This window comes from Mesorhizobium sp. CNPSo 4661 (assembly GCF_057784215.1).
Genome location: NZ_JBWGIO010000020.1, coordinates 38,899 through 51,461 on the forward strand (window position 1 = coordinate 38,899; position 12,563 = coordinate 51,461).

A 12,563-nucleotide genomic window follows, 5' to 3' on the forward strand; every position below is an offset into this window, starting at 1 on the left:
GCGGAGGGATCAGCCCTTGTTGAGCAGCGCCAGATTGGCGTTGACCACCGTCTGGTCGGCCATGCCGGCCTTGGCCTCGAGCAGCAGCGCGCGCGCCTTTTTCTTGTTGCCGCGCAGAAGCTGCGAATAACCCATGTTGTTGACGATCTGCGGCTTGCGCCCGGCGACCTTCAGCAGCTGCGCATAGGCGCGATCGGCGAAGTCGAAGCGGCCAAGCTCGTCATAGGACGCGGCAAGCCCCATCCACGCCTCGGCATTATCGGATTTGAGCTCGACCGCCTTGCGGAAATGCTGTTCGGCAAGGCCGAAATTCGCCTCGCGGAACTGCGCCTTGCCTTCGACGAGGTCGTTGGCGCTGATATCCTTGGCCACCGGCTGGATCGCCGTGGTCTTGGTCGTGTCGACGTTGTTGTCCGTCGTGCAGCCGGTGATCATCAAGACGGCCGCCAACGCCGCCGCTGCCCTGGGAAGTCTCTGACGCATGCCCCTGCCCCATCGCCCGATTTGCCGGGTCGTTCTTCAGGAAAAGACGATACAGGAGAGCGATTAAGCTTCGGTGCCGAAATGCAGCTAAAATTCGGTTGCGCGCCAAGGGTGCGTTAACCAGTGCTCCTGAGATGCCGCCCATTCAGGGCAGGCCGAGTCGAAAACGGTAGCCACCGAGAACCGGCCTACGCCGGCCGTAGCCTTCCTGGAGCGAAGACCCTTATGAGGGCTTCGGCCGGCGAAGGCCGGAGCGGAGCGTACTTGAAGTACGTGAGCACCGGAAGCGCAGGAGGCTGCCGTTTGCAGGCCGGCCTCACCTGAATCCTCAGTGGGCGGTCAGCTTCACGATGATCGGTATGATGGCGATCATCAGCACCACCGGCAGGATGCAGACCGTCACCGGGACCGACATCTTGGCCGGCAGGGCATGCGCCTTCTCCTCGGCCAGCGACATGCGCTTGTGCCGCATTTCGTCGGAAAAGACGCGCAGCGAACCCGACAGGCTGGTGCCGAGTTCCTTGGATTGCTGCAGCAGCGTCGCGAAGGAGCGAACCTCGTCGAGGCTGAGGCGGTCGGCAAGCGCCTTCAGCGCGTCGTCGAGGCTGCGCCCGGCCCGCAACTCCAGCGACACCAGGATCAGGTTCTGGCTGAGCGACGGATAGGTCCTGGCAAGCTCCTTGGACACCCGCTCGATGCCGGCCTCCATGCTCATGCCCGCATCGGAGCAGACGATCATCAAATCCATGAAATCGGGAAAGCCGTTGCGGTATTCGCGCATCTTTTCCCGAACCTTCTGCGTCAGCACCAGGCCAGGCAGGAAATAGCCGCCGGCCCCCGACAGGATGATGAAGGTCCAGCGGCTGGTCATGGTCGACTCGGCGCTCGCCGCCCAGTGGTTGACCAGGAATGCGCCGAGCGCCGCGCCGACCAGCGCGGCGAAACGGATCAGGAAGAACATGCCGACCGCGCGCGGCTCCATATAGCCGGCCTGGATGAGCCTCAGGCGCAGCCGCGCGACATTTTCCGGGTCGCTCTTGGCGTAGAACTCCTGCGCCCGTTTCACCGCCTTCTCGCGCACGGCATTGGTGCTCTTCTTGGGCGCGGGCTCCACCTGCTCGACCGGCTGCAATATCTCCACCTTCAGCCGGCGCTTGACATCGCCGCGATCGCCCTTGGCGAGCACCAGCGGCCAGGCGACGGCGCCGCCGCCCAGCACCAGGAGCAGCACGGCGATCGGCATCAGCGAGGTCGGCGCGAGCGAAGCAAGGAAGCGGATGACGTCTTCCATCTCAGAACCTGAAATTCGACATCTTGAACATGATGGCGTTGCCGAGCAGCAGCCAGATGATGGAGCCGCTCAGCATGTACCAGGTCTTCGGCACGTCCCAGACATCCTGGTAGAACTGTGGCATCAGCACCATGATGGCGGTGAACAGGAGCACCGGGACCGCGGTCAGGATGTAGGCCGACATGCGCCCTTCCGTCGAAATGGCGCGCACCTTGCGGCGCAGCTTGCCACGGTCGCGGATCGTCGCCGACAGGCCGTCGAGGATCTCGCGCAGATTGCCGCCCGAGCTGCTCTGGATCGACACCGCCGTGACGAACAGCGGCAGGTCCTCGTGCCCCACCCGGTCGAAAAGGTTGTTGAGCGCCGAGACCAGGTCCGAGCCGTAGGTCACCTCGTCGGCGACGACGCCGAACTCGGTGCCGATCGGATCGGCCATTTCGCGCGAAACCATGGCAATAGCCACCGGCACCGGATGGCCGGCCTTCAGGCCGCGCGTGATCAATTCAAGCGCCTCGGGCAGTTGCATGCCGAACCGCTTGTGCCGGCGCTTGCGCATGAAGCGCATGACCATCACCGGCAGCACCGGCAACAACACGAGAAGCAGGATGAGGCCGAACAGGAGCGGCAAGCCCTTCCAGATGCCGACAAGCGCCAAAGCGAGAGCGATCCCCGATGTGACCATGAGGAACTTCGGCAGCGGCGTGGTCATGCCGGACTGCGTGCGCAGGGCGCGGAAGCGGTCGAGGGAAAAGATGGAGCTGCCGCCGTCGATCCCGCGCTCCTTGCGCAGCTGGATCAGCACCTGCTCCTGGCTGATCTTGTTCTCCGCGAGCTTCATGCGGCGGTTGATGGCCGTGCGCTTATCGCTGCGCCCGGCATAGAGCAAATAAAGGCCCTCGGCGATCATGATGCCGGTGAGCGCCGCCGCGGCGTAAACGACGTAGACCGGGCTGAATCCCTCGAACACCGGCCTAGTCCTGCGGCCGGCCGGGTTCGAAATACTTGCCCGGGAATTCGATGCCCATGTTGCGCAGGTCCTCGAGGAAGCGTGGGCGGATGCCGGTTGCTTCGAAGTGGCCGAGGATCTTTCCGTCAGCCTCCATGCCGGTGCGCACGAAGCGGAATATCTCCTGCATCTGGATGACGTCGCCTTCCATGCCGGTCACTTCGGCGACGCTGGTCACCTTGCGCTTGCCGTCGGACAGGCGCGTCAACTGGACGATGATGTCGATGGCGCTGGAGATCTGGCTGCGGATCGACTGCACGGTCATCGGCATGCCGGTCATGCCGAGCATCTGTTCCAGGCGCGAGATGGCATCGCGCGGCGTGTTGGCATGGATGGTGGCCATCGAGCCTTCATGGCCGGTGTTCATCGCTTGCAGCATGTCGAAGGCTTCCTCGCCGCGGCACTCGCCGAGGATGACGCGGTCGGGGCGCATGCGCAGCGCGTTCTTGACAAGGTCGCGCTGCTTCAATTCGCCGTGGCCCTCGATATTGGCCGGGCGCGTCTCCATGCGCGCGACATGCGGCTGCTGCAATTGCAGCTCCGCCGCATCCTCGATGGTGATCAGGCGCTCGTCTTCCGGAATGAAGGCCGACAAGGCGTTGAGCATCGTCGTCTTGCCCGTGCCGGTGCCGCCGGAGATGATCGTGGTCTTGCGGGCATGCACCGCCGCCGCCAGCACTTCGGCCATGTTCTGGGTGATGGCGCCGAATTCGACCAGCTTGTGCAGGCCGAGCTTGTTCTTGGAGAATTTGCGGATCGACACCAGCGGCCCATCGACGCCGACCGGGCGGATCGCGGCGTTGAAGCGCGAACCGTCGAGCATGCGGGCGTCGACCATCGGCTGTGATTCATCGACGCGGCGGCCGACCGCCGCAACGATTTTATTAATGATTCGAAGCAGATGCGCCTCATCCTTGAACGGGATGTGGACCTGCTGCAGCTTGCCGCGCTTTTCAACGAAGCAATTCTCGTGGCCGTTGATCAGGATATCGTTGATCTCGGGGTCCTTGAGCAGCGGCTCCAGCGGGCCGAGGCCGACCATCTCGTCGACGATGTCGTCGACGAGCGCGTCAAGTTCGGCGTTGTTGATCGCCATCCGCTCATTGCGCGTCTTCTCGGAGACGAATTCATGCACCTGACGGCGCATTTCATCCTTGGGCAGCCGCTCCAGCGCCACGAGGTTGATCTCTTCGAGCAGCATGCGATGGATGCGCACGCGCGCATCGAGCACCTTGTTGGCGCTTTTTGCGGGCGTGGCTTCAGGCTTCGGCGGCGCCGGCTTGCGGGTCGTCGGGATGATGACCGCATTGTGCGTGACGGGCGCGGGTTCCGGCGCACGCTGCGGACGGACGTCGCGACTCTGCAGGTTGGAAAAGCGGCTGTTCATCCTGCTTTCCTCTTCAGCAAGCCCTTGCCCAGGCCGAACAGCGACTTCGACTTGGCCATGGTCTGGACGGCCTCTTCCGGAAGGATGATCTTCTTCAGGTCGTTGACGACATTGGCGTTGGGGTCGATGGCGTGCAGCGGCACACCGCGGTCGACCGCCTCGCGCACCAGCCGGTAATTGTTGGAGATGCCGCCAACGAAATGCTCGCCGAGTATCTCCTGGACGTCGGCCTGCTTGATGCCGCTGTCGAACATCTTCTGCTCGAAGCGGTTGACGATGACGTTCGGCTTCACTTCCTTGCCGGCGGTCTCATAGACGGCCTGGATGAGACGCTGCGTATGGCGCAGGCAGGGCACCGTCATCTCGGCGACGATATAGAGCTTGTTGGAACCCAGCAGCACCGTCTCGGTCCAGGGGAACCACGTGCGCGGCAAGTCGATGACGACATTGTCGAAATAGGCCGCCACGAGGTCGAGCATGCGCACCACGACATCGGTCTTGAACGAACGCATGTCGGACGGGCGCGTGGGAGCGGCAAGCACGCACAGCCCGCTCGCATGCTTGGACAGCATCACGTCAAGCAACTGCCGGTCGAGGCGCTCCGGCTGGTTCTCGATTTCCGTGATGTCGAAGCGCGGTTCCAGGTCGAGATATTCAGCGCAGGCGCCTTGCTGGAAATTGAGGTCGACGACGCATGTCGAGGCGCCGCGCGTCACCGAATGATGCAGCTGGAAGGCCGTCTGCAGGGCGAGCGTGGTGGTGCCGACGCCACCGGCGGCCGGCATGAAGGTGTAGATGTGCGATTCGGTGTTCTCTTCCCGCCCCGGCCCTTGCAGCGCACGGATGACGGAACGCACGAGGTCGGCCGTGGTGATCGGCTTGACCAGGAAATCGGCGACCTTGAGCTGCACCAGGATGCGCACCGCCGCCGCATTGAATTCCTGGGTGACGACGACCACCGGAACGCTGCCTTCCAGCCGCCGCATGACGCGCTGCAGCGACTCGATCTCTTCGAGCTTCGCCGCGTCCATGTCGACGATGACGGTGCCGAAATCCGCCTCAACGGCCTCGCCGCGCAGCTCATTGACGCTCTTTTCCACCGTCAAAAGCTCGATCACCTCGGAAGCGGCGAAGGCCGTCCGCGTGTCCTGCACAAACACTTTGTCGGTGGAAACGAGCAGGATCTTCTTGGTCTTGCTACCAGATGCCATCGTCGTCAGCCCATCAGTTCGATGTCGTTGATGATGATGTCACCGGCGCCGGCCCGGAGCCGGCTTTCGCACCGACGGCAGCGCTTTCGGAACCCGGGCGCTGGGCCGGCACCAGGAGTTTTGTGTTCTGCACGCCGTATTTCCAGGGATCGACCATCTGCATGGCGGTGTTGGACGCCTGCGCGTTGCCGGCCGCCAGTGTCACCCCTTCGGCGCGAATGTAGTCGTCGCTGGTGCAACCGCCGGCGAAGCCGGCCAGCAGCAGAGCGATGCAAACGGGGATGCGCATGGCCTTAGTCCTTTGGCAGGTCGAGGAAGTGGCCGGACGTGGTGGCGGCCACCGGCCGGGCGGCGCTGCCGTCCGCCAGAGCCAACGGACGCTTCGACGCCGAGGCGTCCACTTCCTCGGTGTTGTTCAGGAAATAGTCGGCCGGACTTGCCGGCTGGGTGCCGTCGGTCGGCTCGACCATCTTCTTCGAGGGATCGACCGGCTTGACCAGGTAAGGCGTGACGATGATGACCAGGTCGGTCTCGCGCCGCTGATAGGATTTCGAGGAAAACAGCGGACCGAGCACCGGCAGCTTGCCGATCCCCGGCACCCGCGATGTCGTGATGTCGTTCTGCGACTGCAGGAGGCCGGCGATCATGAAGCTCTGGCCGTTCTTGAGGTCGATCGATGTCCTGGCGCGGCGCACGATGAAGGCCGGAATGGAAATGCCGCTGCTGACCTGGATGGAAGCGGACGGGTCGATCGAGGACACTTCCGGCGCGATGTCGAGGCTCACCAGCCCGTCCTTCAGCACCGTCGGCGTGAAGTCCAGGCCGACGCCGTACTTCTTGTAGGTGACGCTGATCTTGCCATTGTCCTCGGAGACCGGGATCGGGAACTCGCCGCCGGCAAGGAAGCTCGCCGTCTGGCCCGAACGCGCAATCAGGTTCGGTTCCGCAAGCCGCCGCGCCAGGCCGCGCTCCTCCAGCGCCTTGATGGCGATGTCGATCGAAACGCCGTTCGACAAAAGGCTGCCGATGATCTCACCGGTTCCGGCCCCCGTTACGCTCCCCCCGTCCGGATTCAGCACGACTTTGCGGTTGCCGATGCCATAGGCGAAATTGGCGGAGTATTTGGCGCCGAGGTCCTGGCCGGCCTGACGGTTGATCTCGACGAAGCGGACGTTGAGCTGCACCTGCTGCGAGGACGAGATGTTGACCGAGTTGATGACTTCCTCATTGCCGGAAAAGCGCGACGCGATCTTGCTGGCCTTGTCGGCGGCGACCGCATCGTCGGCCTCGCCCGACAGCACGACGCGGCCGTTCGCCGAACCGACCTTGATCTTGGCGTCGGGCACGCTGGCGCGGATGGTGCTGGCCAGCTGGTCGGTATCCAGCGTCACCTCGATGTCGATGGTGCCGACAAGCTGTTTGTTCTGGTCGAAGAGCGCAATGCCGGTGGTGCCCAGATTGTTGCCGAGCACGTAGAAGGACTTGTCGGTCAGCGGATTGACGTTGGCGATCTCAGGATCGCCGATGACGATCTGGTAGAAGGCGGCGCTCGTCATGATCGTCTTGGGCTTGCCCTTGGCAACCTTGATCGAGGCGTTCTTGTTCGCCGAGACATAGACGATTTCATTGTCCGCCCTTGCCGGCGCGGTGACGCCAAGCATTGCCGCCGCCAGCGCTATCGCGCCGAGAAGACGCCATCCCCCGGCCGTCCGAAATGCATCAAACCCGAACATCTTGCCCCGTCCCCGCCGGTCCCCACCGGCTATTGCTGCAGTTCCTGCGGCGGTTCCCGTGAAGGAACCTTGTATTCCTCGACCTTGTCGCCGCGCGTCACGATCACCGTCTTGAATTTCGGCTTGTCCTCATCCTTCGTCATCGCGTTGACGAGCGAGGCGGCGCTCGCCTGCGCGTTTGCGGCAACCGACCCGCCGAAGGAGGAGATGGTCGTAAGCCCGCCTTTGCTGGCGCTGGCGTCGGCCGCGGAACGCAAGGACAGCGACAAGGAGCCGACGGTGCGAGCGAGCGCCACTTTCTGCGCCCCTTCATTGGTCACCTCGAGGGTCACCGAATTGGCGACCTGCGGCTCGGTCTTGCGTTCGTCGGCGCCCTGTCCGACCGAAAGCACCTTGGCGTCGGACACGACGATCTCGGACGTGACGGTCGAGCCGGCGGCGCCCTGCGCATTCTTGGACACTTCCTGGATATCCCCTGCGTCGCGCGTCAGCACGACGTCGACGCGGTCTCCCGGCGTGATGAAGCCGCCGACGCCGGCGATCTCATCGGTACGGATGGTGACGGCCCGCATTCCCGGCGACAGCATGTTGGAAAGGGTGGCGCGGCCGTTTGGCCCCGACAGCTTGGCGAGCAGCACCGGTTCATTGACCTCGATCGGCGACAGCACCACCCGGCTGCCGTCCGCAAGCAGCTTATCGATGGTCGGGAAAGCGCCCTGCGGCAGGGAATCCTGCGGCCACGGAATCTCGGCGAGCTGCGGCCGTCCGAGCTCCATGCCGTAGCGCAGCGGCGCTTGAGCCACCACGATGGTCTTGAACTCGACCTTGGGTTGCTGCGGGGCTTCGACCGTGACGACCTTGACCTCGGGCTGAGCCTTCGCCTGGCTCTTGACCCAGAAATCCGCCGCAAAGATCGAGATCGCGCCGAAAACGGCGGCGATGCCGATCATGGGTATGGCCCTGCCCCTCACAACGAAACCCCTGACGCCCGTGGTCTTTTGTTGGTTGGGCCTCACGCTAGGCATTAATGTTAAAGAATAAGGAACACCGGGTCTCACGGACCGCCCTATTTCGGCCGGCTTGGTTATCGAATGGTTTTGGAATAAGAGACAGTTTGATCCCTGAACGGAACAGGAACTCGTTCGCCCGTCAAAAGCGTGGCAGTATCGAGACGTGATTCGCATTACCGGACGCTAGGCCCAGCATGGACGACAGCAACGACCTCTTCGGCAAGATGGAAAAGCCGGCACAGCCGGTGCGCGCGCCCTCGCGTCCGGCCGATCCGCTGATTCAGGCCGCGAAGCGCTCGACCCCCGCCCGTGATGGCAGCGAGGGCTACAGCGCCGCCGACATCGAGGTTCTGGAAGGGCTGGAGCCGGTACGCCGCCGTCCGGGCATGTATATCGGCGGCACCGACGACAAGGCGATGCATCACCTGTTCGCCGAGGTCATCGACAATTCGATGGACGAGGCGGTGGCCGGTCACGCCACTTTCATCGACGTCGAGCTTTCCGCCGACGGCTTCCTGACCGTCACCGACAACGGCCGCGGCATCCCGGTCGATCCGCATCCGAAATTCAAGAAGCCGGCGCTCGAAGTCATCATGACGACTCTGCATTCGGGCGGCAAGTTCGACTCCAAGGTCTACGAGACCTCCGGCGGCTTGCACGGCGTCGGCGTTTCGGTCGTCAACGCGCTGTCCGACCATCTCGAGGTCGAGGTCGCGCGGGGTCGTCAGCTCTACCGCCAGCGTTTTTCCCGCGGCGTCCCGGTCAGCGGTCTTGAGCATCTCGGCGAGGTCCACAATCGCCGCGGCACCAGGACCCGCTTCCATCCCGACGAGCAGATTTTCGGCAAGGGCGCCGCCTTCGAACCGGCGCGGCTTTACCGCATGACGCGCTCGAAGGCCTATCTGTTCGGCGGCGTCGAGATCCGCTGGACCTGCGATCCGTCGCTGATCAAGGACAAGGACCAGACGCCGGCCAAGGCCGAGTTCCATTTCCCAGGCGGCCTGAAGGACTATCTCAAGGCGACGCTCGGCGACGAATTCCAGGTCACGCGCGAGGTCTTCGCCGGCAAAGGCGACAAGCAGGGCGGCCACGGTTCGCTCGAATGGGCGGTGACCTGGTTCGGCGGCGACGGTTTCCTCAACTCCTATTGCAACACCATTCCGACCCCCGAAGGCGGCACGCATGAGGCCGGCTTCCGCAATGTGCTGACGCGCGGGCTGCGCGCTTATGCCGATCTGATCGGCAACAAGCGCGCCTCGATCATCACCACCGACGACGTGATGATCTCGGCCGCCGGCATGCTGTCGGTGTTCATCCGCGAGCCGGAATTCGTCGGCCAGACCAAGGACAGGCTGGCGACGATCGAGGCGATGCGCATCGTCGAAAACGCCCTTCGCGACCCGTTCGACCACTGGCTGGCCGACAATCCGCAGGAAGCCTCGAAGCTTCTGGAGTGGGTCATCGCGCGCGCCGATGAGCGCGTGCGCCGCCGCCAGGAAAAGGAAGTCTCGCGCAAGAGCGCGGTGCGCAAGCTGCGCCTTCCGGGCAAGCTCGCCGACTGCACGCAGAACGCCGCCGCCGGCGCCGAGATCTTCATCGTCGAGGGTGACTCGGCCGGCGGCTCGGCCAAGCAGGCGCGCGACCGCGCCAGCCAGGCGGTGCTGCCGCTGCGCGGCAAGATCCTCAACGTCGCCAGCGCCGGCAACGACAAGCTCGCCGCCAACCAGCAGATTTCCGACCTGATCCAGGCGCTCGGTTGCGGCACGCGCTCGAAATACCGCGACGAGGACCTGCGCTACGACCGCGTGATCATCATGACCGACGCCGACGTCGACGGCGCGCACATCGCTTCGCTGTTGATCACCTTCTTCTATCAGGAGATGCCGAACCTGATCCGCGGCGGCCATCTCTACATGGCCGTGCCGCCGCTCTATTCGATCAGGCAGGGCGGCAAGGTCGGCTACGCCCGCGACGACGCGCACAAGGACGAATTGCTGCGCACCGAGTTCACCGGGCGCGGCAAGGTCGAGATCGGCCGTTTCAAGGGCCTGGGCGAGATGATGGCCTCGCAGCTCAAGGAGACCACGATGGATCCGAGGAAGCGCACGCTTCTGAGGGTCGATGTGATCGACGCCGAGCAGGCCACCAAGGATGCCGTCGACGCGCTGATGGGCACCAAGCCCGAGGCGCGCTTCCGCTTCATCCAGGAACGTGCCGAATTCGCCGAGGCGGACGTGCTGGATATCTGATCGCCTGCTGGTCCATAACAGTCTCCGGCACGGAGAACCGATGTGACCTGGACGCGGTTGAAAGAGCTTGTCGAGACGCCGCTGAGCGGCCTGACGCAGCCGACCCGTTCGGGCTGGATTTTTGCCCTGCGCACGGTTTCGGCCGGACTGATCGCGCTGCTTGTCGCCTACGCGCTGAAGCTCGACCATCCGCAATGGGCGATGATGACGGTGTTCATCGTCGCGCAACCAGTCGCCGGCATGGTGCTGGCAAAGGGCTTCTACCGGCTGCTCGGCACTCTGGCCGGCGGCTTGGCCGCGGTCGGCATCACATTCCTGTCCGGCGCCAATCCCTGGGTGCTGGTCACTATCCTGGCGCTCTGGATCGGCATCTGCACGCTTGTATCCTCGCTGCTGCGCAACCCGGAGGCCTATGGCGCGGCGCTTGCCGGCTACACGGCGATGATCATCAGCCTGCCGGCGCTCGGACAGCCGCATATCGTCGTCGACCTGGCGATCGCGCGCTGCGCGGAAATCGTGCTCGGCATCGTCTGCGCCGGCGTCACCAGCCGGCTGATCCTGCCGAAGCTCGCGGCCGACGCCATCATTTCCAGGTTGAAGCGCAGCATCCTCGATCTCGCCGAATATGCCGGCGGCGCCTTTTCCGGCGGCGATCCGGCAAGCCTCGCCGCGCTTCAGCGCAAGCTGATCACCGATGCTCAGACGCTCGCCGAAATGCGCACCTACGCGCGCCTGGAGGCGCCGAGCTTCGCCACGCGCGCACACCCGGTGCGGCGCACGATCGGTCAGCTTCTATGGGCGCTTTCGGCGGCGCGCGCGCTGCACAGCCACCGCAGGCCGAAGAACGCGGCGCTCATTCCCATGCGCAGCGAATTGAAAGCCTTCGTCGGCGAGCTGGCGGCGACGCCCGGCGCGCTCGACGACACGGCCCCCTGGGTGGCCCGGCTTGACGCGATCGCGGGCAAGGCCAGGGAGATGCCCGACCTGCCCAAGGATACCGGCCCGAACGATAGCGGCCCCGACGATAGTGGCGAAGACAAGGTCGGCACCATCACCCGCCTGACCATTGCCGGCGATTTCGCCGAGGCGCTGAAGCAGGTGATGCGCGGCCTTGACGCGCTTCGCTCGCCTGTCTCGCGGAAGTCGAGCGAGCGAGCCCAGCCGGCGCTGGTCGTCCACCGCGACTATCAGGCCGCATGGCGCAACGCCGTGCGCGCGGCGCTCGCGACCTTGCTCGTGGCGATCTTCTGGCTGACGACCAAATGGTCGGAAGCGGCCGGCACCGTCATTCTCGTCGCCGTCGTCTCCAGCCTGTTCGCGGCGCGCCCTGATCCCGTGCAATCCGCCTTGGGCTTCTTCACCGGAACGCTGATCGCGCTGCCTTTTGCCTTCCTGGTCGGCCAGGTCGCGCTGCCGGCGCTGCCCGGCTTCGGCTGGTTCACGCTCTTCGTCGTGCCGATCATGGTGCCCGCGGCGCTCGGCATGGCCAATCCCCGCCATGTCGGCGTCGCCACCGCTTTCGCCATCAACTTCCTCGCCTTCCTCAGCCCGCATCAGCAGATGATCTACGATCCCGGGCCGTTCTTCGCCGGCTCGGCCTCGATCCTGGTCGGCATCCTGATTGCCATCGGCGTCTTCATCGTCGTGCTGCCCGCCGATCCCTGGGGCACCGTGGAGCGCATCTCGCAGGCGATGCGCGAGGATCTGGCGCGGCTTTGCCTGCATGAGCGTATTCCCCGGCGCTCGGCCTTCGAAAGCCTCGCCTATGACCGGATCAACCAGTTGATGCCGCAGGTGCAGCAGACCGGCCGCAAGGGCGATCCCATTCTTGGCGGAAGCATCGCCGCCGTCACCGTCGGGCTGGAGGTGCTGCGGCTGCGCCACGCGCAACTGAACTCCACCGTCCCGCACGAAACAGTCGAGTCCATCGGCAACTTCCTGCGCGGCCTGGCGCGCGAATTGCTGTTCAGGCGGCCGGGTGAGCCACAGACCGCGACCGTCGCGGTGGCGAGGCAATATGCGGCCAGCATCGCCCAGCGCAGCGACCGGCTCGACATGCTGCAGATCGCCGCCTCGCTGCGCATCATCGCCGCGGCGATGGAGGATTACCCGGATTTCTTTGCGAAGGGTCGCGCTTGAACAATTCGGGCGTGTCGCGTTTCAGGTCGGATCGTTTCGGGAATGGTTCCTTGA

General features: G+C 64.5%; 10 protein-coding genes. 2 read left to right on the forward strand and 8 right to left on the reverse strand.

Translation table 11 applies throughout. From position 1 onward, the window contains the following. Positions 1-9 precede the first annotated feature (9 nt). From AC0YKC_RS26950 to cpaB, 8 genes are all read right to left on the reverse strand, one after another. Entirely contained in the window at positions 10-483 is a 474-nt protein-coding gene (locus tag AC0YKC_RS26950; protein ID WP_488513291.1) for a tetratricopeptide repeat protein, read from the reverse strand. 328 nt (positions 484-811) lie between these two features. After that, positions 812-1,774: a type II secretion system F family protein gene (locus tag AC0YKC_RS26955; protein WP_488513292.1), complete on the reverse strand. Its 963-nt coding sequence runs from the start codon at positions 1,772-1,774 to the stop codon at positions 812-814. A gap of 1 nt (position 1,775) precedes the next feature. Beyond that, positions 1,776-2,741, reverse strand: a complete 966-nt coding sequence (locus tag AC0YKC_RS26960) for a type II secretion system F family protein (RefSeq protein WP_488513293.1) — start codon at positions 2,739-2,741, stop codon at positions 1,776-1,778. Positions 2,742-2,745: 4 nt separating this feature from the next. Next, positions 2,746-4,167 (reverse strand): TadA family conjugal transfer-associated ATPase, encoded by a 1,422-nt coding sequence (locus AC0YKC_RS26965; RefSeq protein ID WP_434722997.1) that lies wholly within the window; start codon positions 4,165-4,167, stop codon positions 2,746-2,748. Further along, positions 4,164-5,378 (reverse strand): CpaE/TadZ family protein, encoded by a 1,215-nt coding sequence (locus AC0YKC_RS26970; RefSeq protein WP_320295510.1) that lies wholly within the window; start codon positions 5,376-5,378, stop codon positions 4,164-4,166. Before AC0YKC_RS26970 ends, AC0YKC_RS26965 begins: the two co-directional genes overlap by 4 nt. Before the next feature lie 13 nt (positions 5,379-5,391). Continuing rightward, positions 5,392-5,667: a hypothetical protein gene (locus AC0YKC_RS26975; RefSeq protein ID WP_320295509.1), complete on the reverse strand. Its 276-nt coding sequence runs from the start codon at positions 5,665-5,667 to the stop codon at positions 5,392-5,394. Positions 5,668-5,671: 4 nt separating this feature from the next. After that, positions 5,672-7,111 carry a type II and III secretion system protein family protein gene (locus tag AC0YKC_RS26980; RefSeq protein ID WP_488513294.1) on the reverse strand — a complete coding sequence of 480 codons (1,440 nt, stop codon included), beginning with the start codon at positions 7,109-7,111 and terminating at the stop codon, positions 5,672-5,674. A gap of 29 nt (positions 7,112-7,140) precedes the next feature. Further along, positions 7,141-8,061 (reverse strand): Flp pilus assembly protein CpaB, encoded by a 921-nt coding sequence (gene cpaB / locus AC0YKC_RS26985; protein ID WP_434722999.1) that lies wholly within the window; start codon positions 8,059-8,061, stop codon positions 7,141-7,143. Between the two features lie 254 nt (positions 8,062-8,315). Between cpaB and parE the strand changes: the two genes are divergently transcribed. Next, entirely contained in the window at positions 8,316-10,370 is a 2,055-nt protein-coding gene (gene parE, locus AC0YKC_RS26990; protein WP_488513295.1) for a DNA topoisomerase IV subunit B, read from the forward strand. 42 nt (positions 10,371-10,412) lie between these two features. Next, positions 10,413-12,509, forward strand: a complete 2,097-nt coding sequence (locus AC0YKC_RS26995; RefSeq protein ID WP_488513296.1) for an FUSC family protein — start codon at positions 10,413-10,415, stop codon at positions 12,507-12,509. The last annotated feature ends 54 nt before the right edge of the window (positions 12,510-12,563 follow it).